We start from the raw sequence: 21,499 nt of genomic DNA on the forward strand, positions 1-21,499 counted from the left end.
AATATCCTGCAAAATCCATTTTTCACTCATTTTATCCTCAATGAAATATGCTGCAATGACGCTGCTATGGCTATCCTGGTGCAGCTAAAAATGAAATAATGTTAATTATCAAGCGAACTTTTCTTATTTTTACCAGTCCTTAGCAGGGTTACAGGCAGTACTATTGAAAGCGGCAATGAGGTTATCATGATGGAAAACGCAGCGGTGCAGGGAACCCCTCGAAAGTTTAAAAAAATAAGGGCGCTAAACAGGCGGAGAAATTATTTTTTTAAGAAAATACGCAATGATCTGCGAGTCTATATCGCTAAAGCGTTCTGGGATAGTCGCGCGCGCCGCGAAGCTGATTTAACCTCCGCAAAAACGGTGCTGTTAATGCGTAATGAAGGTGCGATCGGCGATGTAGTTGTTGATTCAGCGCTGGTTAAATGTCTTCACGAGGCGGGAATGACCGTTGACTTTCTGTTGACCAAATCCAATAGTCAGGTCATGCGGTATAATCCGCGCATTCGCCATATCTATGAGGCCGAGAATGTCGACTCGGCGGATTATTTGCACAAATTTACCCATAACGTTCCTCAGTCAGTTATTACTGAGCTTGCGAATAATAAGTACGATATTGTAATCGACCCGTCGTTGTTTGATATTCCGGTACACAGGATGCTGTTGTTACGACAGATAAAGCCCAGAGCGGTACTGGGTTTCAATAAGTGGCCTTCTATTAAACACTACAGCAAGTCTTTTGATTTTGACTGTGAAAACTGGCACGTCAGTAAGACATTTTCTTTTATCGCTGATTATCTGCAGCTGGATAAAAAATCTCTGCAATCTTATGATCTGCATATACCACAGGATATCTGCCAGCAGGTTCGTGATTATCTGGCGGCGCTCAACGGGCGTAACGTGGTGATTAATATTTTTGCCGGGCATCAGGACCGCAGCATGTCGCAGGCGCAGCTGGCAACGCTTCTGGCCAGGCTGTGTGAGGATTATCCGGACGTCAATATCATATTGCTCGATCATCGCAATGAAATCCGGATCCCCCTGCCGGAGAAGGTCTGCGTGAATCCGTTTAAAACGCTGCACCACTGCATGGCGCTTATCGCCGAGGCCGACTTAGTTATCTCGCCGGATACCTCGGTGGTCCATATGGCGGCGGCGTGGAAAAAACCGCTTATCGCGGTCTACAAAGATGTGCGGATGAATAATCGACTCTGGGCTCCGGGGTACGACAACGCGCGGCAGATTATCGTTAAATGCGGCAAGGTATACCAGCTGGAGAGCTTGCCCGACCTGATAATGTCGGAGATTGATCCCGTCACCCTGCAACAGGCGCGAGCCGGGTAAGGTGGGGTAAAAAAACAGCCAGCGTCTGTGCTGGCTGTCCGGAAAGGCTTAACCGTCCGCTTTTGAGGTTTGCTTGTGAAACAGTTCACGGAACACCGGATAAATATCTTCCGGGTCGCGAATATGCTGCATAGCAAAGTTTTCGAAGGTTGACTGCAGGTGTTCATATTCCCGCCACAGCGTCTGGTGCGCGCGCCGGGTTATCTCGATATAGCTATAGTAGCGCACCACGGGCAGGATTTTCTTCGCCAGCAGTTCGTGACACAGCGGTGAATCGTCCGCCCAGTTATCGCCATCCGAAGCCTGCGCGGCGTAGATATTCCACTGCGCCGGGTCATAGCGCTCTTTGACCACTTCATCCATCAGCTTCAGGGCGCTGGAGACAATGGTGCCGCCGGTTTCTTGCGAATAGAAGAATTCGTGTTCGTCGACCTCTTTCGCCTGCGTATGGTGGCGGATATAAACCACATCAACGTTTTTATAGGTCCGGCTGAGGAACAGATACAGCAGGATGTAAAAGCGTTTTGCCATGTCCTTTGTCGCCTGGTCCATGGAGCCGGAAACGTCCATCAGGCAGAACATCACGGCCTGACTTGACGGTTCTGGCCGTTTTTCGTAGTTCTTGTAACGCAGATCGAAAGTGTCAATGAACGGCACGCGGTCAATTTTCGCCCGCAGTTCGGCTATCTCTTTGCGCAGCCGCTCCTCTTCCAGCAGCTGCGCCGGTTCGCTTTTGCTAATGGTGTCCAGGTCTTCTTCCAGCGCGTGCAGTTCCCGGCGTTTACCGGCGGTCATCGCCGTGCGGCGCGCCAGCGAGTTTTGCAGCGAGCGAACGACGCTGATGTTAGCGGGCACACCGTTAGCGGTATAGCCCGCGCGATGGGTTTTATACTCCGTCAGCTGACGCTGCTGGTTTTTCTTCAGGTTCGGCAGGGCGAGATCTTCAAAGAGCAGATCGAGATATTCGTCTTTCGAAATCTGAAAAACAAACTCATCCTGGCCTTCGCCGTCGGCGCTGGCCTGGCCCTGACCGCTGCCTCCACCGCCTCCGCCGCCCTGAGGGCGCTCAATGCGGTCATTCTGTACGAAGTGATCGTTACCCGGGTGTACGCGATTGCGCAGGCCGCCGCGCCCCTGATGAAACATCGGTTCGTTAATATCGTCCGTTGGGATGGAGACGGACTCTCCGCTCTGAATATCGGTCACCGAGCGCTTGTTTATGGCCTCGGAGATCGACTGTTTTATCTGCGCTTTATAGCGGCGCAGAAAGCGCTGCCGGTTGACGGCGCTTTTATTTTTCCCGTTCAGGCGTCGGTCTATGAACCAGGTCATATGCCCTCCTGTACTGCATTTGCCAACTTATGCCCCGGCCATTCAGGCGCCGAAATATGCTGGCGCTGAATGTCATTGGGTCTTCGCAGTTATTATTAGCCCGGCAGCCGCTGCCAGCCGGGCTGGTCTATCAGGATGATTTACGTACCCGCAGATACCATTCGCACAGCAGGCGAACCTGCTTGCGGGTATAGCCTTTCTCCATCATGCGGTCGACAAAGTCATCGTGTTTTTTCTGCTCATCGGTTGACGTTTTGGTGTTGAAGGAAATCACCGGCAACAGCTCTTCGGTATTGGAGAACATTTTCTTCTCGATAACCGTGCGCAGTTTCTCGTAGCTGGTCCAGTTTGGATTACGCCCGCTGTTGTGCGCTCTGGCGCGCAGCACGAAGTTGACTATTTCGTTACGGAAGTCTTTCGGGTTGCTGATCCCGGCGGGCTTCTCGATTTTCTCCAGTTCCGCATTCAGCGACTCGCGGTCAAACAGCTGGCCGGTATCCGGGTCGCGATACTCCTGATCCTGAATCCAGAAGTCAGCGTAGGTGACATAACGGTCAAAAATGTTCTGCCCGTACTCCGAGTAGGATTCAAGGTAGGCGGTCTGGATCTCTTTCCCGATAAACTCTGCATATTTCGGGATCAGATAGCCTTTGAGGAACTCAAGGTAACGCTCTGACTGCTCCTGCGGGAACTGCTCGCGCTCGATCTGCTGCTCGAGGACGTAGAACAGATGCACCGGGTTGGCGGCGACCTCGGCATGGTCAAAGTTAAATACCCGCGACAGGATTTTGAACGCGAAGCGGGTAGACAGGCCGTTCATCCCTTCATCAACGCCGGCATAATCGCGATACTCCTGATAGGATTTCGCTTTTGGGTCGGTGTCTTTCAGGCTTTCGCCGTCATAGACGCGCATTTTTGAATAAATGCTTGAGTTTTCAGGCTCTTTCAGGCGCGACAGAATGGAGAAGCGCGACAGCGTTTCCAGCGTGCCCGGCGCGCACGGCGCATGGGTCAGCTCGCTGTTGTTAAGCAGTTTTTCATAGATACGGATCTCTTCCGAGATACGCAGGCAATAAGGCACCTTGACGATATACACGCGGTCGAGGAAGGCCTCATTGTTTTTGTTATTACGGAAGGTCACCCATTCCGATTCGTTGGAGTGGGCGAGGATAATCCCGTTGAACGGCAGGGCGGAGATCCCTTCGGTACCGTTATAGTTGCCTTCCTGCGTCGCGGTCAGCAGCGGATGCAGCACCTTGATAGGCGCTTTAAACATCTCGACGAACTCCATCAGCCCCTGGTTGGCACGGCACAGAGCGCCGGAGTAGCCGTAGGCATCCGGGTCATTCTGCGCGTAGTGTTCCAGTTTACGGATATCGACTTTACCGACCAGCGCCGAGATGTCCTGGTTGTTTTCGTCACCGGGCTCGGTTTTGGCGATGGCAATCTGCGCCAGGATTGACGGCCACACTTTCACCACGCGGAATTTCGTGATGTCGCCGCCGAATTCATGCAGACGCTTGGCCGCCCACGGCGACATAATCGTCCCCAGATAGCGGTTTGGAATGCCGTACTCTTTTTCGAGGATTTGCGCATCCTCCTGCGGGTTAAACAGACACAGCGGATGGTCGTTGACCGGGCTGCGCTCACCGTTTGCGCTGAGCACATAGATAGGGACGCGCTGCATCAAGGACTTCAGGCGTTCGGCAAGCGATGATTTACCGCCGCCCACGGGGCCCAGCAGATACAGAATCTGTTTCTTCTCTTCCAGCCCCTGAGCGGCGTGTTTTAAGTAAGAAACAATTTGCTCAATGGCATCTTCCATACCGTAAAACTCTTCAAAGGCCGGGTAGCGCGCGACGACCCGGTTTGAAAAGAGACGGGATAGCCTGGGTTCGAGGGCCGTATCGACCATGACCGGCTCACCGATGGCCATCAGCAATCTTTCTGCTGCGTTAGCATAAGCACTGCGATCTTGCCGACAGATGGTAAGAAACTCCTGCAGTGTGAACTCTTCGTCCTTGGCAGCTTCATAGCGCTGGCGATAGTGATCGAATATATTCATGGCATGCCGTCCTTTCGTTTTTAGCACAGGTTGAGAGCCGTTCATATGAATAGTGGGAGCCCCCGGAAGAGGTAAGCTGCACAGCGCTCTCTGAATCTCCAGCAACCCTTATGCCAGGTTGGCGAAGTCTCGGGATAACGTGCCCCGCATTTACTTCTTCTAAATTAAAGCGTAGATGCATTTGGAAAACTTGCATGGCGCAGAAAATCAATTTCAATGACTTATCAACAACTCATCCGGAAAAGCAGCGTCTCATTCGCACTTCGGGTTTCGCCGCGTCATGACGCTGTCATTCAGCTGTCAGCGGGTGGTCATCTGATGATGAGAATCTGGTGAATTCAGTGTAATGACTGGTAAAGAATTTGAGGCATGACGTATACAACGTTAAACTGCCTGCGCTAATAATTTGACAACAGGAATATGGATCGTGACTAAAATCAAACTTCTGGCACTTGGTGTGTTGATTGCGACTTCAGCATCCGCCGTACACGCTGAAGGGAAGTTCACTTTAGGGGCGGGTGTAGGCGTCGTTGAACATCCGTACAAGCAATATGATGCTGATGTTTACCCGGTGCCGGTGATTAATTACGAGAGCGATAACTTCTGGTTCCGCGGCCTGGGCGGTGGCCTCTACCTGTGGAATGATACCAACGATAAGCTCTCCGTGACCGCCTACTGGTCGCCGATGTACTTTAAGCCAGGCGACAGCGATAGCGAGCAGATGCGCCGTCTGGATAAACGTAAGTCCACGGTGATGGCAGGGCTTTCCTACGAACACTATACGCAGTACGGTTTCCTGCGCACCGCGCTGTCGGGGGACACCCTCGATAACAGCAACGGTATCGTGTGGGATCTGGCCTGGCTGTATCGCTATACCAACGGCAACCTGACGCTTACGCCGGGTATTGGCGTGGAGTGGAACAGCGACAACCAGAACGAGTACTACTACGGTGTTTCGAAGCATGAATCGAATCGCAGCGGCATGCGCAGCTACGATCCGGACAGCAGCTGGAACCCGTACCTCGAGCTGTCGGCTAACTATCGTTTCCTCGGCGACTGGAGCGTATACGGCGTGGCGCGCTATACCCGCCTGTCTGACGAAATTACCGATAGCCCGATGGTGGACAAATCCTGGAGCGGGCTGATTTCAACCGGGATCACTTACTCCTTCTGATAGTGCATTATTACAGTGCAATTTGTGCATCAAAACAGGGCGTAAAGCCCTGTTTTGCATTACGGTGGTGCAATCAAACACAGGAGCATGTCATGGCAGAAAGGACCATCCGTTTTGGCGAGCATTCAGCGGTTCCGCTCATAGGGCAGGGGACCTGGTTCATGGGCGAAAACCCGGCTCTGCGCGCGCAGGAGTCTGCTGCACTACGCGCGGGCATCGATCTTGGCCTGACGGTGATCGATACGGCGGAAATGTACGCCGACGGCGGCGCCGAAGAGGTTGTCGGCGAGGCCATTCGCGGGCAGCGCGAGCGCGTAGTGCTGGTGTCTAAAGTCTATCCGTGGAATGCTGGCGGTCGCAAAATAGCCAGCGCCTGCGAGGAGAGCCTGCGCCGCCTCAATACCGACTATCTGGATCTCTACCTGCTGCACTGGCGTGGGGACTATTCATTGCAGGAGACGGTTGCGGGTATGGACGCGCTCGTTGCGCAGGGAAAAATTCGCCGCTGGGGCGTATCAAACCTCGATTACGATGATATGCAGGAACTCTGGCAGGCGGACGGCGGCGAACAGTGCGCGACCAATCAGGTGCTCTACCATCTGGCCTCCCGCGGTATTGAACATGACCTGCTGCCGTGGTGCCAGCAGCAGCGGCTGCCGGTGATGGCATATTGTCCGCTGGCTCAGGCCGGTCGACTGCGCAATGGACTTTTAAATCATTCCGTTGTGAAAAATATTGCGCAGGAGCGGGGCGTAACCGCGGCGCAGATTCTGCTGGCGTGGGTGATTAGCCACCGGGGCGTAATGGCGATCCCGAAAGCGTCAAGCATTGAGCATGTCAGGCAAAATGCCGCGGTGCTGGATATTGTGCTGAACGATGAGGAGCTTGCGCTTCTGGATAACGCCTACCCGGCGCCAGCCAGAAAAACGCCGCTGGATATGGTCTGAACAAGCGTTAAAGAAAAGCCCCGACTTCGCGGGGCTTCAGCTGCCATCCGGCAGATATGGCGCACACGCGGTTAACCCGTGGGCCAACCTTTCTGGCGTTAGCGTTTCACCACGCGAAGGGTTTGCGTCAGGCGCGAAGGTTTCTCTTCGCTGGCCTTCTGCGTTTCGGTCACGCAGCAGGTTTCTACACAAACGAAGGTCTTGTAACCATCATCCGGCATGTCGCCCATGCTGACGGAAAGCGCCGGGCCCGGGTTCCAGGCCACTACGTTGCTGTTGTGATGATGCGTAACGTCGATGTTGCGGTTCAGCGCATCGTCATGAATCACGCTGCAGGTTTCGGCATTCAGATAGACGCGGTCGGTACGATCGGGAAAAGTCTCTGTGCCGTTGCTTAATACGCCTTCTTCCGCATTTTTCACTTTATCAATATAACGGTCGCCCAGACCGCTGACCTTCACTGCCGCAATGTCGCCGACGTTGAAATAGGTATGCAGGGCTGACGTGGTTTCAAATTCGCCGTGCGCCTCCAGCTCAATTTCGCAGGTTTTGCCCAGCTTAAAGCGCGCCAGCAGGGTGAACTCGTGCGGCCAGTACTGGCGGGTGGCGTCGCTGCTTTTCAGTGCAAAGGTCAGCACCACGCCGTTGTCGTCTTCATCGTGCCCTTTCAGGGCCCACGGCAGGTTGCGGGCGAAGCCGTGGGAGGGCAGGCCCTGCTGAGCAGAAGGACCAAACCACGGCCAGCAAATCGGCACGCCGCCGCGCAGGGCAACGCCGTTTTTAAATGGGGTGTTGCCACTGAGCCACAGGACTTCTTCTTCGCCAGCGGGCTTCCAGGAGAGCAGGTGAGCGCCCTGGAAAGCCACGGACGCTTTCACCTGCGGATGGTCAACGACGATCAGCTCCAGGTCATCAAGCTGGCGGCGGGAAAGTACAGGGGTAAGCTGTTCGATAACCGGGAGGGCAAAAATTTTATTAATCATTACGCAATCCTTTATCTTCAGACAAAAAAAAGAGCGACCGAAGTCGCTCTTACAGATTACTGTCTCATCTCAACTTATTTGGAGATGTGAGCAATCAGGTCCAGAACCTTGTTGGAGTAACCAGTTTCGTTATCGTACCAGGAAACCAGTTTCACAAAGTTGTCGTTCAGAGCGATACCCGCTTTGGCGTCGAATACGGAAGTGCAGATTTCACCGTTGAAATCGGTGGATACCACGTCGTCTTCGGTGTAGCCCAGAACGCCTTTCATTGCGCCTTCGGAAGCAGCTTTGATTGCTTTCTTAATTTCTTCATAAGAAGCAGCTTTTTCCAGACGAACGGTCAGGTCAACAACGGATACGTTCGGAGTCGGAACGCGGAACGCCATACCGGTCAGTTTGCCATTCAGTTCTGGCAGAACTTTACCTACAGCTTTAGCTGCGCCGGTAGAGGACGGGATGATGTTCTGAGCTGCGCCGCGGCCGCCGCGCCAGTCTTTGTGAGACGGGCCATCAACGGTTTTCTGAGTCGCGGTGGTTGCGTGAACGGTAGTCATCAGACCTTCGATGATGCCGAAGTTGTCGTTGATAACTTTTGCCAGCGGAGCCAGGCAGTTGGTGGTGCAGGATGCGTTGGAAACGATGTCCTGGCCTTCGTATTTGTCAAAGTTAGCGCCTTTAACAAACATCGGAGTGTTGTCTTTGGACGGGCCAGTCAGTACGACTTTTTTCGCGCCAGCGGTGATGTGTTTACGAGCGGTTTCGTCGGTCAGGAAGATACCGGTTGCTTCAGCAACAACGTCAACACCCACTTCGTCCCACTTCAGGTTAGCCGGGTCACGCTCAGCGGTAACACGGATTTTTTTACCGTTAACGATCAGATGACCGTCTTTCACTTCAACGGTACCGTTGAAACGGCCGTGAGTGGAGTCATACTTCAGCATGTAAGCCATGTAGTCAGCGTCTAACAGGTCGTTGATTGCAACGATCTCGATGTCAGAACGTTCCTGAGCAGCACGGAAAACAATGCGACCGATACGGCCAAAACCGTTGATACCTACTTTGATAGTCATATATTCCACCAGCTATTTGTTAGTGAATAAAAGGTTGCCTGTAAAATTACAAAAACCTTACGCAGCGTCAAGCGGAATCGTGTCAATCATTGCGACAAATCAATCCAGAGCATGCCTTTGCGCGGTCGATTTATCCCACTTTCCCTTTGAGCCCAATTCCATATGGGGGCTGCGCCCGGAATTTTAAAGGTCACTGAAGATAAAAATGTGATATTCATCACAATTGTGTGGCTGCCTTTTGGCGTCGCCTAAGTTTAGAACAAAAGTGCACGCTTCATTGTTAATATTTTGTTAGAATTGACGTGAAAAGTTGTCCTTTCACAGCGAGAAGCAAGCCAATGTCGAATAAACCCTCTTCGGACGAGCTCAAAAAAAATTTGAGCGAGATGCAGTTTTACGTGACGCAGAATCACGGTACTGAACCGCCGTTCACCGGGCGGTTGCTCCACAACAAACGCGATGGCGTCTACCACTGCCTGGTGTGCGATGCCGCGCTGTTTCACTCGCAAACCAAGTATGATTCCGGCTGCGGCTGGCCAAGCTTTTATGAGCCCGTCAGCGATGACGCTATCCGCTACCTTAATGATTACTCCCACGGTATGCAGCGCACGGAAATTCGCTGCGGAAACTGCGATGCTCACCTTGGGCACGTATTCCCGGATGGTCCACAGCCTACCGGAGAGCGTTTTTGTGTTAATTCGGCCTCATTAAGCTTCACCAATGATGAAAACGGTGAGCAAATTAAGGGTTGAAAAAACGATTCAGCAAATTATTCCAAACGGGGTTGGCGGAAGATGGAAATTGAGCGGATTATTGACGGTATGACGCCGGAAGTTTATCAGCGCCTGGCGACGGCGGTTGAGCTGGGTAAATGGCCGGACGGCGTGGCGTTGACTGACGAACAGAAAGAGAACTGTCTGCAGCTGGTGATGCTCTGGCAGGCGCGATACAACGTTGACGCGCAGCATATGACCATCGATACCAACGGGCAGATGGTGATGAAGAGTAAACAGCAGCTGAAAGTTGACTTCGGCATTACGCCGCAGCCTATCGCGACCTTTAAATCCTGAGACTGAAAAGGCCTGCGTCAGCCCGGCTAACTCCGCGCCGGGCTCTGAAGCATCACAACGTTACTTCTTGTTCATCATCGCTTTAAGATCGGCGAAGGGGTTATATTTCGCTTCGCCGACGCTTTTCTGCGCATCTTCGCCAGCGACCACCGTCGAGCCATACAGATCGGCTTCGGTGTATTTTGAGTGCTCATGATCGTGACAGTACAGGCACAGCATCTCCCAGTTGCTACCATCTTCCGGGTTATTGGAGTGGTCGTGGTCAATATGGTGTACCGTCAGTTCACGCAGGTTTGAATAGACAAACTCTCGCGAGCAGCGTCCGCAGACCCAGGGGAAGAGCTTCAGCGCTTTTTCGCGGTAACCGACTTCCAGACGGGCGTAGTTTTTCGGGATATAAGCCATAATACCCATGCCTTTTGTTGCAAATGAAAAGCTGCGCCGGAGCCGGCGCAGCGGAATGGGGTTATCATAACCTATTGTGCTGGCGCTGACACCGCGCAGATCAGCGTTTGATCCCCAATGACTCGGCCAGCTGTTTCGCTAACTGATTCTGGTCATCGGCGCCGTACTCCCAGAACATCGCGCCACCCAGCCCCTTGCTCTTGATGTAGTCAGCCTTGATGGCCACCGAGCGCGGGTTCTCATACGAAAGCGCAAAGAGGGCTTGACCGTCGGCGGACTGCACCGACAGCCACGGTACCTTCGCTTCATCATCCCAATGCTGAGTAAAGCGCTTCTGCGGATCGTTGATTAACTTCGCCACGATATCGTTATATTTCACATAGGTATCTTTGGTCAGATCGACGCCCAGCGATTCGAACAGTTCAATCTGTTGAGCCGCAAAGTAGGGGCGGGTGGCCGGGTTTTTCTGCGCGTCCGGCTTGCTCCAGTCAATACCCGGCTCGACGGCGCGTTTGGGTATCCGGCCATAGAAACCAATCCCCAGGTTCATCTGGCTCGCCTTTAGACCGGCGGCAAGGTAGTTGTTCACTATAAAGTCCGCGCTGTACTTATCCGCTTCGGCGACCGTCGGCCAGCGGGTTGAATCATACAGATTGGAATTGAAGTACTGGGTACCGTAGGCCAGGTCGTAGGTCATCAGGTTGATATAGTCGAGTGATGGCGCAATGGCTTTGACGTCCACCCAGCTTTTTGGGCTCTCCGCGTTGGCGCCTACGGCGATGGTCACCAGTTTTTTATTACCTACCGCCGCGCGCAGCTCTTTCAGCAGGGCGGTAAAATTATCGCGATCGGCCGGTTGGCTGGCGACCAGCCCCCACGCGCCGTTGACCGGATACTCCCAGTCCAGATCGATCCCATCGAGACCGTATTTTTCAATAATCGCCTGAGCGGATTGAATAAACACCACCCGGGTTTCCTTCGTCGCCGCCGCGCCGGAGAATCCGCGCGCTCCCCAGCCGCCGACGGAAAGCAAGACTTTCAGGTTCGGGTTCTGCTGGCGCAAGCTGGGGATTTTCTGTAAATCAGCCTGCACTTTCGGCGACAGCCAAATTTGATGCAGCTTGCTCGGATCTTTCAGGGCGGCGTTGGTTTCGTCTTTTTCATCGTTGTAAACCAGACCAAACGAGTAGTTGAGATGGGTAATCTGGCGTACGTCCAGTTTATCAATATCGCCGCCTGGACCGGCAGTGACGTCGCCGCCGCCGTTAAAGTAGCCGACGGACATCAGTGAGTTAGCGGAAACAACGCTCGCGCAGAGCAGGGGTAAAGCTGCCAGTAAAGGCAAAAGTTTCATAGCGGATCCTCTTTGACTTAAAAGTGACATTGAAAAGCAAACACGCCACGGAAATGGCGTGGCGAAAAAAACAGCTCGTGCAGCCTAGCATCTTCCGCTGCGCAAAAATGCGAAGCGGTTCACGGCTGCATTAGCGAAGCGGTAGTGAGACGACGTCCTTTTCTTCACTTCAATCATCTCCCTCGACGAATTTTACCGTATTTGTGATCTGAGTTGTGAAATGCAGATCAATATCTGTGTTTTAAAGATTTAATATTGACCTCAAAGATTCTGTGGTTAAGTATGGCTTTCACTGATGCAAAATCATTAAACAAAGGAAAACGCAATGAAAGCACTGGCAAGATTTGGTAAGGCCTTTGGCGGCTATAAGATGATTGATGTTCCGGAGCCGGCGTGCGGACCGGATGACGTGGTGATTGAAATCAAAGCCGCCGCCATCTGCGGCGCGGATATGAAACACTACAACGTGGACAGCGGCTCCGGTGAATTTAACTCCATTCGCGGTCACGAATTTGCCGGTGCAATTGTCCGGGTTGGCGAAAAGGTCAAGGACTGGAAGGTCGGCCAGCGGGTGGTTTCTGACAACAGCGGGCACGTCTGCGGCGTGTGTCCGGCCTGCGAGCAGGGCGATTTTCTGTGTTGTACAGAAAAAGTGAATTTAGGCCTGGACAACAATACCTGGGGCGGCGGATTTTCGAAATACTGCCTGGTGCCGGGGGAGATCCTCAAAATTCATCGCCACGCGCTGTGGGAAATCCCGCCGGGCGTTGATTACGAAGAAGCTGCGGTGCTGGATCCTATCTGTAATGCCTATAAATCGCTCGCCCAACAATCCAGGTTTCTTCCCGGTCAGGACGTGGTGGTTTTCGGTACCGGTCCATTAGGGCTATTTGCCGTACAGATGGCGCGCATTATGGGGGCCGTTAATATCGTGATGGTCGGTCTGGAAGAGGACGTCGCGGTGCGTTTCCCTGTTGCCAAAGCGCTCGGGGCAACGGCGGTCGTCAACGGTTCATCCGAAGATGTGGTCGCCCGCTGCCAGGCAATCTGCGGCAAAGATAATCTGGGGTTGGTTATCGAATGTTCCGGCGCCAATATCGCTCTCAAACAATCCATTGAAATGCTGCGCCCCAACGGTGAAGTGGTACGCGTAGGTATGGGCTTCAAAGCGCTGGACTTCTCCATCAACGATATCACCGCGTGGAACAAAAGCATCATCGGGCATATGGCCTATGACTCTACGTCCTGGCGCAACGCCATTCGCCTGCTCGCCAGCGGCGCTATCAAAGTCAAACCAATGATCACGCACCGCATTGGCCTGTCGCAATGGCGCGAAGGGTTTGACGCCATGGTCGATAAAACCGCCATCAAAGTCATCATGACTTACGACTTTGATGAATAACCCCCGTGATAAAAAGGAACGTTATCCGATGGAACAGATAGCAAAACCGCACTGCGGCGCCAGGCTGGATCGCCTGCCTGACTGCCGCTGGCACTCTTCAATGTTTGCCATGGTCGCTTTCGGATTACTGGTCTGCTGGAGTAATGCCGTTGGTGGATTAATTCTCGCGCAGTTAAAAGAGCTCGGCTGGACCGACAATTCGACTACCGCCACGTTCTCCGCCATTACCACGGCAGGTATGTTTCTCGGCGCGCTCGGCGGCGGCATCATCGGCGATAAAATTGGGCGTAAAAACGCGTTTATTTTGTATGAAGCGATTCATATTATCGCCATGGTCATTGGGGCGTTTTCCCCGAATATGAGCTTCCTTATTGCCTGTCGTTTTGTCATGGGCGTGGGATTAGGCGCGCTGCTGGTAACCTTATTTGCCGGTTTCACCGAATATATGCCCGGCAGAAATCGCGGAACCTGGTCCAGTCGGGTCTCGTTTATCGGTAACTGGTCTTATCCGCTCTGTTCGCTAATCGCGATGGCATTAACGCCGCTAATTAGCGCGGAATGGAACTGGCGCGTGCAGCTGTTGATCCCGGCCGCGTTGTCGCTGATAGCTACCGTGATTGCCTGGCGCAGTTTCCCTGAATCCCCCCGCTGGCTGGAGTCGCGCGGGCGCTATGCGGAAGCTGAGGAGATAATGCAGGCCATTGAAGGGCGGGTGGCTCGGCAGACGGGTAAGCCGCTGCCGCCGGTAGTTATCGATGATGACGGCAAACCGCCGCGTGCCGTTCCTTATTCGGCCTTATTAACGGGCGCATTGCTGAAACGGGTTATTTTAGGCTCCTTCGTGCTGATAGCCATGAACGTCGTCCAGTACACCTTAATTAACTGGCTACCGACGATATTTATGACCCAGGGTATTAATCTGAAAGACTCTATTGTCTTAAATACCATGAGTATGTTCGGCGCGCCGTTCGGGATTTTTATCGCCATGCTGGTGATGGATAAAATTCCCAGAAAGACGATGGGTGTAGGTCTGTTAGTGTTAATTGCCGCGCTGGGATATATCTATTCGCTGCAAACCAGCATGCTGCTGATTACGTTAATTGGCTTCTTCCTGATTACGTTTGTCTATATGTACGTCTGTTACGCCTCGGCGGTTTATGTTCCGGAAATATGGCCGACTGAAGCGAAGCTTCGCGGGTCGGGTCTCGCGAACGCGGTGGGGCGAATCAGCGGTATCGCCGCGCCTTATGCGGTGGCGGTACTGCTTAACGGCTATGGCGTAACCGGGGTGTTTGTGCTGCTGGGGGCCGTCTCTATTATTGTCGCTATCGCTATTGCAACCATCGGAATTGAAACCAAAGGCGTCTCTGTCGAAAGTCTCGGTATTGATGCAGTTACCAGCAAATAATATTGACGGGAAATAAAATGAAAAATTCAAAAGCGATATTAAAAACACCGGGCACGATGAAAATTATCGCTGCCGATATCCCGGTACCCAAAGAACATGAAGTGCTGATCAAAATTGAATACGTCGGAATTTGCGGTTCAGATGTCCACGGTTTTGAGTCGGGGCCCTTTATTCCGCCGAAAGACCCTAATCAGGAAATTGGTCTGGGACACGAATGCGCCGGTACGGTGGTGGCCGTAGGCAAGCGCGTAAGCAAATTTAAGCCGGGCGACCGGGTGAATATTGAACCCGGCGTGCCGTGCGGCCACTGTCGCTACTGCCTGGAGGGAAAATACAATATCTGTCCCGACGTCGACTTTATGGCCACGCAGCCAAATTATCGCGGTGCGCTAACCCACTATCTATGCCATCCGGAGAGCTTCACTTACAAACTGCCCGATAACGTGGACACCCTTGAAGGCGCTTTGGTGGAGCCTGCGGCGGTTGGCATGCATGCCGCAATGCTGGCGAACGTCAAGCCGGGCAAGAAAATCGTCATACTTGGCGCAGGCTGTATTGGCTTAATGACCCTGCAGGCATGCCTTTGCCTGGGGGCAACCGACATCGCGGTGGTTGATGTGCTGGAAAAACGCCTTGCCATGGCCGAACAGCTCGGAGCCAAAGTCGTTATCAACGGCGCGAAAGAGGACACCGTTGGGCGTTGCCAGCAGTTCTCCGGCGATATGGGGGCCGATGTTGTTTTTGAAACGGCCGGGTCTGCCATCACCGTTAAGCAGGCTCCTTACCTGGTGATGCGCGGAGGAAAAATCATGATCGTCGGTACGGTTCCCGGTGATTCAGCCATCAATTTCCTCAAAATTAACCGTGAGGTCTCGATTCAGACCGTCTTCCGCTATGCCAACCGCTATCCGGTCACCATAGAAGCGATCTCCTCCGGGCGTTTCGATGTGAAATCGATGGTGACGCATATTTATGATTTTGAGGATGTTCAGCGCGCGTTTGATGAATCCGTTAATAACAAACGCGAGATTATTAAAGGCGTTATTAAAGTTAACCATTAATGTATTGCAAAGGGAGAAACAACCATGCTGGCAGATATTAAATATTGGGAAAGCGATGCCCAGAATAAACATTATGCGATTGCCCACTTTAACGTGTGGAATGCGGAAATGCTGATGGGAGTTATTGATGCAGCGGAAGAGGCTAAGTCGCCGGTGATTATCTCTTTCGGTACCGGATTTGTGGGCAATACCTCGTTTGAAGATTTTTCGCATATGATGGTTTCGATGGCCAAAAAGGCGTCGGTTCCGGTGATTGCTCACTGGGACCACGGGCGCAGCATGGAGATAATCCACAACGCCTGGGTCCACGGCATGAATTCGCTGATGCGCGACGCTTCAGCCTTTGATTTTGAAGAGAACATTCGCCTGACCAAAGAGGCGGTGGATTTCTTCCATCCGCTGGGTATTCCGGTTGAGGCGGAGCTGGGGCATGTGGGGAATGAAACGGTCTACGAAGAAGCGCTGGCGGACTATCACTATACCGACCCGGATCAGGCGGCGGAGTTCGTCGAGCGTACCGGCTGCGATTCGCTGGCGGTGGCGATTGGCAACCAGCACGGCGTCTATACCTCAGAACCGAAATTGAATTTTGATGTAGTGAAACGTGTGCGCGAGGCGGTATCCGTTCCGCTGGTGCTACACGGCGCGTCCGGCATTAGCGACGCGGATATTAAGCAGGCCATTTCGTTAGGTATTTCGAAGATTAACATCCATACCGAACTGTGCCAGGCGGCGATGGCGGCGGTACAGGAGAACCACAATCAGCCGTTCCTGCACGTAGAACGTGAAGTTCGCAAAGCGGTGAAAGCGCGCGCGCTGGAGAAGATCAAACTGTTTGGTTCTGACGGGAAAGCGGAATGACAATATGGATAATATCGAGGTTATTTGTCTGGGTGCGGCTATCGTAGATATTCCTCTGCAGCCGGTGAGTAAAAATATCTTTGATGTCGACTCTTATCCGTTAGAACGCATCGCCATGACCACCGGGGGAGATGCCATTAATGAGGCCACTATTATTTCCCGACTCGGTCACCGAACAGCATTAATTAGCCGGATAGGGAACGACGCAGCAGGACATTTTATTCTTGAACACTGCCGCCGGGAGAATATTGATATCCATAGCCTGAAGCAGGATAGCGAAATCGATACCTCAATCAACGTGGGCTTAGTCACCGCCGATGGCGAGCGTACTTTTGTGACTAACCGCAACGGGAGCCTGTGGAAGCTGAATATTAACGATGTTGATTTTGACCGCTTCTCTCAGGCAACGCTGCTGTCGCTGGCGAGCATTTTTAATAGCCCGCTGCTCGACGGCAAAGCGTTAACGGAGATCTTCATTCAGGCCAAAGCGCATGGGTTAATTATTTGCGCCGATATGATTAAGCCGCGGCTTAACGAAACCCTTGAGGATATTCGTGAGGCGCTGAGCTACGTCGATTATCTGTTTCCCAATTTTGCCGAGGCAAAACTGCTCACCGGCAAAGAGACGCTGGATGAGATTGCCGACTGTTTCCTGAGCTGCGGCGTAAAAACGGTCGTCATCAAGACCGGTAAGAGAGGCTGCTTTATTAAGCGTGCCGATATGAAAATGGAGGTTCCGGCGGTTTCTGGCATTACCGCCATCGACACCATTGGCGCGGGCGACAATTTTGCCTCGGGATTTATCTCCGCGCTGCTGGAAGGCAAGCCGCTGCGCGACTGCGCGCTGTTTGCTAACGCAACGGCCGCGATCTCGGTGCTTAGCGTAGGCGCCACCACGGGCGTGAAGAACAGAAAGCTGGTTGAACAACTTCTCGACGAATACGAAGGGTAATAGCAGCAGATGAAAATGATTCCTTTAGGCAGTACGGATATGACGCTTTCCCGCATGGGATTAGGCACATGGGCCATTGGCGGCGGCCCGGCATGGAACGGCGATCTCGACCTGCAGATATGTATCGATACCATTGTTGAGGCGCATCGCTGTGGGATCAATCTGATTGATACCGCGCCGGGCTACAACTTCGGCAACAGCGAAGTGATTGTCGGCCAGGCGCTTAAACAGCTTCCGCGCCGTGAAGTCGTCGTCGAAACCAAATGCGGTATCGTCTGGGAGCGGACGGGTAGCCTGTTTAACAAGGTCGGCGATCGCCAGCTGTACAAAAACCTGACGCCCGAGTCGATTCGCGAAGAGGTGGAGGCCAGCCTGCAAAGGCTGGGTATCGACACCATTGATATCTATATGACCCACTGGCAGTCGGTGGAGCCCTGCTTTACGCCAATTGTGGAGACCGTCGCCACGCTGAACGCGCTAAAGAAAGAGGGCAAGATTCGCGCCATCGGCGCGGCGAACGTCGATGTCGGGCATATCAGGGAGTACCTCAAACACGGCGAGCTGGATATCGTGCAGGCCAAGTACAGCATTCTTGACCGGGCGCTGGAAGCCGAGCTGCTGCCGCTCTGTCAGCAGAACGGTATTGTGGTGCAGGTCTACTCGCCGCTTGAACAGGGGCTACTGACCGGCACTATCGGCCGCGATTATGTTCCCGGCGGCGCGCGCGCTAATAAGGTCTGGTTCCAGCGGGAAAATATGCTGCGCGTGATTGATATGCTTGAGCAGTGGCAGCCGCTGTGCGAAAAATACCGCTGCACCATCCCCGCGCTGGCGCTGGCGTGGATTTTAAAGCAAAGCGATTTAATCACCTTACTCAGCGGCGCCACGGCGCCCGAACAGGTGCGTGAGAATATTGCCGCGCTGACCATCGCTCTGACGGATGATGATTCATTATTGATGAGACGAATGGCGGAAGCGGTGGAGACAAAATAAGAGCGGCATCATTGACCTCTGTTTCTGTGTAAAAGAATATTGGAATCTGCTATTCGGACATGTTATTTTGAAAACAAACATATCCTGGCAGAAGCCAGGGGGTTATTACTTTGCGGGAAACAGAGGTGTTATCGTGGCGGCAAAAGACAGGATTCAGGCCATTAAGCAAATGGTGACTAACGATAAGAAAGTGGCGGTTTCTAATTTAAGCGCAATTTTTCAGGTCACTGAGGAAACCATACGCCGCGATCTGGAAAAGCTCGAAGATGAAGGTTTTTTGACCCGAACGTACGGCGGTGCGGTATTAAATACCAGTGCTTTATCCGACAATATTCATTTTTATAAACGGGCAAAGTCTCATTTTGAAGAGAAGCAAATTATTGCCCGTAATGCCTTGCCGTTTATTAAAAATAAAACCACCATGGCTGCCGATTCCAGCAGTACGGCGATGGAGTTATTAAAGCTGCTAAAGGAGAGAAACGATCTCACGCTGTTAACCAACTCGGCGGAAGCATTTCATGAGCTGGCGCAGTCGGAAATAAATGTTGTTTCGACCGGCGGAGAACTGAATAAGAACACGCTGTCGCTGCAGGGGCGGATCACCAAGGAAATTATCAGTCGTTATCATGTAGATATTATGGTGATGAGCTGCAAAGGCCTCGATATGCAGAGCGGGGCGCTTGACTCTAACGAAGCGGAAGCGGAAATCAAGAAAACCATGATTCGCCAGGCAGCCGAAGTAGCTCTGCTGGTCGATCACTCCAAATTCGATCGTAAAGCGTTCGTCAAGCTGGTGGATTTTAGCCATATTAATTACCTGATCACTAATAAGGCGCCGGGTGCACAGTGGATTGCATTCTGTAAAGAAAATAATATTCAACTGGTTTATTAACTTCGCCGTTGGTGGTGTCGATATTGTTTTCGTTTGCACCTGGGTAATGCCATAAAAATTTAATGATGACGGACAGCGCGGCAAAAGTGACCCTGCCGCCAACGTCATACTTTATAATTTAGCTGAATTTGAGGCATCCAGATGGAACAATGTGACCCTATCGGCGCAAGATTAGACCGCTTACCCTTGTCGCGATTTCATTTTCGTATTTTTGGCATTATTAGTTTTAGTTTATTAATCACCGGTTTTCTCAGCTATTCCGGTAACGTGGTGCTGGCAAAATTAGTCAGCAACGGCTGGTCAAATAATTATCTCAATGCGGCATTTACCTCGGCGCTGATGTTTGGCTACTTTATCGGCTCGCTGACCGGTGGTTTTATGGGGGACTATCTCGGACGGCGCAAAGCTTTTCGCGTCAATTTACTGATCGTCGGGATCTCTGCCTGTGCGGCAACCTTTGTGCCCAATATGTACTGGCTTATCTTATTCCGCTGTCTGATGGGCTGCGGGATGGGCGCGCTGATTATGGTGGGCTATGCCTCATTTACCGAATTTATACCGCCCGCGGTGCGTGGCAAATGGTCCGCCCGACTGTCGTTTGTCGGCAACTGGTCGCCCATGCTGTCGGCGGCCATCGGCGTTGTAGTGATCGCTTTTTTAAGCTGGCGGATGATGTTTCTGCTCGGCGGTGCGGCTATGCTGTTGGCCTGGTATCTGTCGGGGATGTATTTTATTGAATCCCCACGCTGGCTGGCCGGCAAGGGACAACGACATGCGGCTGAAGAACACCTCCGGCAGGTGGAGTCGCAAATCGAGAAAGAGAAAAACATCACATTACCGTCCTGGCAGAGTACTGCCCCGGTTGCGGAGCCGTGCGCGGAAAGCGGCTCTTTCTGGCTGCTGTTTAAAGGTCAGATGCTGCGGCGAACGCTGGTGGCGATCGCGGTACTGATCGCCATGAACATTTCGCTCTATACCATCACGGTGTGGATCCCAACGATTTTCGTCAATTCGGGGATCGACGTGACGAAATCTATCTTGATGACCGCGATAATGATGGTTGGGGCGCCGGTGGGGATATTTATCGCCGCGCTGATTATCGACCGTTTTCCGCGGCGATTATTTGGCTCATTTCTACTGATAATTATTGCGGTGCTCGGCTACGTCTATTCGATTCAAACCGCAGAGTGGGCCATCTTAAGCTATGGTCTGGTGATGATATTTTTCCTGTACATGTACGTCTGCTTTGCTTCAGCGGTATATGTGCCGGAGCTGTGGCCAACGCATCTCCGTCTGCGCGGTTCAGGTTTTGTTAACGCGGTAGGCAGAATTGTCGCCGTATTTACCCCTTACGGCGTCGCTATCCTGCTGACCCGCTACGGCGCGATTACCGTATTTATGGTTCTTGGTTTATTGCTGGCGCTTTGCGCGCTGATTCTGTTTTGTTTTGGCATCGAAACGCGCAACGCGTCGCTGGAAGAGATTTCCGCTCTGGCCTGAGATAACGCGCCGACAGGACAATGCCTGTCGGCGTATTTTATGCGTGGGTTTCCAGCCAGTCGTCAAGGGTATAGAGAGTTGCGCCCGCGGCGGCCATCTCCATAAACGCCAGATTGCTATCCTGCGGCTGAATATTCACCCCGCGGCAGCCGTCGGTAATCACGTTGACGGTGTAGCCCAGATTGAGGGCGTCAAGCACGGTAAACTTGACGCAGTAGTCGGTGGCGAGACCCAGCACCGTTAGCTCGCTGATGCCGCGCTCGCGCAGCCATGCATCGAGCTGCGTTTTCTGCCGGTGGCCGTTGTCGAAAAAGGCGCTGTAGCTGTCAATGGCCGGATTTTCCCCTTTGTGGAACACGGCGGCAATAGCCTGCTGTTTGAGCAGCGGATGCAGCGACGCGCCTTCGCTATTCTGCACGCAGTGATCCGGCCAGAACGTCTGCGCCAGGCCATCAAGCTCGCCCTGGGTATAGGGTTCGACCTGATGCTGACTGGCAAAGCTGCCGTGGTTCGCCGGGTGCCAGTCCTGGCTGGCAACCACCGTTTCGCCCCGCGCCGTGCTCCAGGCGATAAGCTGGTTGGCGACGTCCACCGTGCTGTCGCCCTGCGGGACGGCTAGCGCGCCGCCAGCGCAGAAATCATTTTGTAAATCGACCAGTAGCAGCGCGCGCTGGGTCATGTGCTTC

The 21,499-nt window shown here is 52.9% G+C and carries 20 protein-coding genes; 13 read left to right on the forward strand and 7 right to left on the reverse strand.

Going from position 1 to position 21,499, the window contains the following annotated elements:
• Positions 1-186 precede the first annotated feature (186 nt).
• Positions 187-1,344, forward strand: coding sequence for a glycosyltransferase family 9 protein (locus ABLU88_RS00635; protein ID WP_004850015.1), 1,158 nt, complete (start codon positions 187-189; stop codon positions 1,342-1,344).
• Between the two features lie 48 nt (positions 1,345-1,392).
• On the opposite strand, the gene ABLU88_RS00640 is transcribed toward ABLU88_RS00635, so the two are convergent.
• Positions 1,393-2,676 (reverse strand): YeaH/YhbH family protein, encoded by a 1,284-nt coding sequence (locus ABLU88_RS00640; RefSeq protein WP_004138302.1) that lies wholly within the window; start codon positions 2,674-2,676, stop codon positions 1,393-1,395.
• Between the two features lie 130 nt (positions 2,677-2,806).
• Positions 2,807-4,741, reverse strand: coding sequence for a protein kinase YeaG (gene yeaG, locus ABLU88_RS00645; RefSeq protein WP_004121478.1), 1,935 nt, complete (start codon positions 4,739-4,741; stop codon positions 2,807-2,809).
• Between the two features lie 427 nt (positions 4,742-5,168).
• On the opposite strand from yeaG, the gene ABLU88_RS00650 reads away from it, so the two are divergent.
• A complete protein-coding gene (locus ABLU88_RS00650) occupies positions 5,169-5,915 on the forward strand; it encodes a MipA/OmpV family protein (RefSeq protein ID WP_004850021.1) in 747 nt (248 codons plus the stop codon).
• 92 nt (positions 5,916-6,007) lie between these two features.
• Complete coding sequence (locus tag ABLU88_RS00655) at positions 6,008-6,862, forward strand: aldo/keto reductase (RefSeq protein ID WP_049082148.1); 855 nt, start codon at positions 6,008-6,010, stop codon at positions 6,860-6,862.
• Positions 6,863-6,960: 98 nt separating this feature from the next.
• Here the strand turns inward: ABLU88_RS00655 and ABLU88_RS00660 are convergent, their stop codons facing one another.
• Positions 6,961-7,845: a D-hexose-6-phosphate mutarotase gene (locus ABLU88_RS00660; protein ID WP_014838178.1), complete on the reverse strand. Its 885-nt coding sequence runs from the start codon at positions 7,843-7,845 to the stop codon at positions 6,961-6,963.
• A gap of 74 nt (positions 7,846-7,919) precedes the next feature.
• Entirely contained in the window at positions 7,920-8,915 is a 996-nt protein-coding gene (gene gapA, locus ABLU88_RS00665; protein WP_004138295.1) for a glyceraldehyde-3-phosphate dehydrogenase, read from the reverse strand.
• A 338-nt stretch (positions 8,916-9,253) separates the two neighbouring features.
• Here gapA and msrB point away from each other — a divergent pair, with 338 nt between their 5' ends.
• Entirely contained in the window at positions 9,254-9,667 is a 414-nt protein-coding gene (msrB, locus tag ABLU88_RS00670; protein ID WP_004121465.1) for a peptide-methionine (R)-S-oxide reductase MsrB, read from the forward strand.
• Between the two features lie 42 nt (positions 9,668-9,709).
• Positions 9,710-9,985 carry a YeaC family protein gene (locus tag ABLU88_RS00675; RefSeq protein ID WP_004850031.1) on the forward strand — a complete coding sequence of 92 codons (276 nt, stop codon included), beginning with the start codon at positions 9,710-9,712 and terminating at the stop codon, positions 9,983-9,985.
• A gap of 60 nt (positions 9,986-10,045) precedes the next feature.
• On the opposite strand, the gene yajD is transcribed toward ABLU88_RS00675, so the two are convergent.
• Together yajD and ABLU88_RS00685 are read right to left on the reverse strand one after the other, a co-directional pair.
• Positions 10,046-10,390: an HNH nuclease YajD gene (gene yajD / locus ABLU88_RS00680; protein ID WP_004138290.1), complete on the reverse strand. Its 345-nt coding sequence runs from the start codon at positions 10,388-10,390 to the stop codon at positions 10,046-10,048.
• A gap of 100 nt (positions 10,391-10,490) precedes the next feature.
• The gene (locus ABLU88_RS00685; RefSeq protein ID WP_348836082.1) at positions 10,491-11,744 is read right to left on the reverse strand and encodes a glycoside hydrolase family 18 protein; all 1,254 of its coding nucleotides are present in this window, start codon (positions 11,742-11,744) and stop codon (positions 10,491-10,493) included.
• Between the two features lie 325 nt (positions 11,745-12,069).
• On the opposite strand from ABLU88_RS00685, the gene ABLU88_RS00690 reads away from it, so the two are divergent.
• The 8 genes from ABLU88_RS00690 to ABLU88_RS00725 all read left to right on the forward strand — a co-directional run bounded on the left by ABLU88_RS00690 (position 12,070) and on the right by ABLU88_RS00725 (position 20,813).
• Positions 12,070-13,146, forward strand: a complete 1,077-nt coding sequence (locus tag ABLU88_RS00690; RefSeq protein ID WP_102802814.1) for a zinc-binding dehydrogenase — start codon at positions 12,070-12,072, stop codon at positions 13,144-13,146.
• A 28-nt stretch (positions 13,147-13,174) separates the two neighbouring features.
• Positions 13,175-14,554 (forward strand): MFS transporter, encoded by a 1,380-nt coding sequence (locus ABLU88_RS00695; RefSeq protein WP_348836083.1) that lies wholly within the window; start codon positions 13,175-13,177, stop codon positions 14,552-14,554.
• Between the two features lie 17 nt (positions 14,555-14,571).
• The gene (locus ABLU88_RS00700; RefSeq protein ID WP_348836084.1) at positions 14,572-15,615 is read left to right on the forward strand and encodes an NAD(P)-dependent alcohol dehydrogenase; all 1,044 of its coding nucleotides are present in this window, start codon (positions 14,572-14,574) and stop codon (positions 15,613-15,615) included.
• Positions 15,616-15,639: 24 nt separating this feature from the next.
• Positions 15,640-16,476 carry a ketose-bisphosphate aldolase gene (locus ABLU88_RS00705; RefSeq protein WP_014228956.1) on the forward strand — a complete coding sequence of 279 codons (837 nt, stop codon included), beginning with the start codon at positions 15,640-15,642 and terminating at the stop codon, positions 16,474-16,476.
• A 4-nt stretch (positions 16,477-16,480) separates the two neighbouring features.
• Complete coding sequence (locus tag ABLU88_RS00710; RefSeq protein WP_032749515.1) at positions 16,481-17,428, forward strand: sugar kinase; 948 nt, start codon at positions 16,481-16,483, stop codon at positions 17,426-17,428.
• A gap of 9 nt (positions 17,429-17,437) precedes the next feature.
• Positions 17,438-18,421 (forward strand): aldo/keto reductase, encoded by a 984-nt coding sequence (locus tag ABLU88_RS00715; protein WP_348836085.1) that lies wholly within the window; start codon positions 17,438-17,440, stop codon positions 18,419-18,421.
• A gap of 133 nt (positions 18,422-18,554) precedes the next feature.
• Positions 18,555-19,313 carry a DeoR/GlpR family DNA-binding transcription regulator gene (locus tag ABLU88_RS00720; RefSeq protein ID WP_049082154.1) on the forward strand — a complete coding sequence of 253 codons (759 nt, stop codon included), beginning with the start codon at positions 18,555-18,557 and terminating at the stop codon, positions 19,311-19,313.
• A 141-nt stretch (positions 19,314-19,454) separates the two neighbouring features.
• A complete protein-coding gene (locus ABLU88_RS00725) occupies positions 19,455-20,813 on the forward strand; it encodes an MFS transporter (protein ID WP_047724040.1) in 1,359 nt (452 codons plus the stop codon).
• Positions 20,814-20,850: 37 nt separating this feature from the next.
• Here ABLU88_RS00725 and pncA read toward each other — a convergent pair whose 3' ends face one another.
• Positions 20,851-21,492 (reverse strand): bifunctional nicotinamidase/pyrazinamidase, encoded by a 642-nt coding sequence (gene pncA, locus ABLU88_RS00730; RefSeq protein WP_032749510.1) that lies wholly within the window; start codon positions 21,490-21,492, stop codon positions 20,851-20,853.
• Positions 21,493-21,499: the final 7 nt, after the last annotated feature.

It is taken from the genome of Klebsiella sp. GW_Kp182, from assembly GCF_040062275.1.
Classification (GTDB): domain Bacteria; phylum Pseudomonadota; class Gammaproteobacteria; order Enterobacterales; family Enterobacteriaceae; genus Klebsiella; species Klebsiella michiganensis.

Coding starts and splice junctions, on each gene's coding strand:
- yeaG (WP_004121478.1), bottom strand. CDS start 4,741: ATGAATATATTCGATCACTATCGCCAGCGCTATGAAGCTGCCAAGGAC.
- ABLU88_RS00660 (WP_014838178.1), bottom strand. CDS start 7,845: ATGATTAATAAAATTTTTGCCCTCCCGGTTATCGAACAGCTTACCCCT.
- ABLU88_RS00635 (WP_004850015.1), top strand. CDS start 187: ATGATGGAAAACGCAGCGGTGCAGGGAACCCCTCGAAAGTTTAAAAAA.
- ABLU88_RS00695 (WP_348836083.1), top strand. CDS start 13,175: ATGGAACAGATAGCAAAACCGCACTGCGGCGCCAGGCTGGATCGCCTG.
- ABLU88_RS00685 (WP_348836082.1), bottom strand. CDS start 11,744: ATGAAACTTTTGCCTTTACTGGCAGCTTTACCCCTGCTCTGCGCGAGC.
- ABLU88_RS00700 (WP_348836084.1), top strand. CDS start 14,572: ATGAAAAATTCAAAAGCGATATTAAAAACACCGGGCACGATGAAAATT.
- ABLU88_RS00675 (WP_004850031.1), top strand. CDS start 9,710: ATGGAAATTGAGCGGATTATTGACGGTATGACGCCGGAAGTTTATCAG.
- msrB (WP_004121465.1), top strand. CDS start 9,254: ATGTCGAATAAACCCTCTTCGGACGAGCTCAAAAAAAATTTGAGCGAG.
- ABLU88_RS00705 (WP_014228956.1), top strand. CDS start 15,640: ATGCTGGCAGATATTAAATATTGGGAAAGCGATGCCCAGAATAAACAT.
- ABLU88_RS00725 (WP_047724040.1), top strand. CDS start 19,455: ATGGAACAATGTGACCCTATCGGCGCAAGATTAGACCGCTTACCCTTG.
- ABLU88_RS00710 (WP_032749515.1), top strand. CDS start 16,481: ATGGATAATATCGAGGTTATTTGTCTGGGTGCGGCTATCGTAGATATT.
- gapA (WP_004138295.1), bottom strand. CDS start 8,915: ATGACTATCAAAGTAGGTATCAACGGTTTTGGCCGTATCGGTCGCATT.
- ABLU88_RS00640 (WP_004138302.1), bottom strand. CDS start 2,676: ATGACCTGGTTCATAGACCGACGCCTGAACGGGAAAAATAAAAGCGCC.
- ABLU88_RS00690 (WP_102802814.1), top strand. CDS start 12,070: ATGAAAGCACTGGCAAGATTTGGTAAGGCCTTTGGCGGCTATAAGATG.
- yajD (WP_004138290.1), bottom strand. CDS start 10,390: ATGGCTTATATCCCGAAAAACTACGCCCGTCTGGAAGTCGGTTACCGC.
- ABLU88_RS00655 (WP_049082148.1), top strand. CDS start 6,008: ATGGCAGAAAGGACCATCCGTTTTGGCGAGCATTCAGCGGTTCCGCTC.
- ABLU88_RS00715 (WP_348836085.1), top strand. CDS start 17,438: ATGAAAATGATTCCTTTAGGCAGTACGGATATGACGCTTTCCCGCATG.
- pncA (WP_032749510.1), bottom strand. CDS start 21,492: ATGACCCAGCGCGCGCTGCTACTGGTCGATTTACAAAATGATTTCTGC.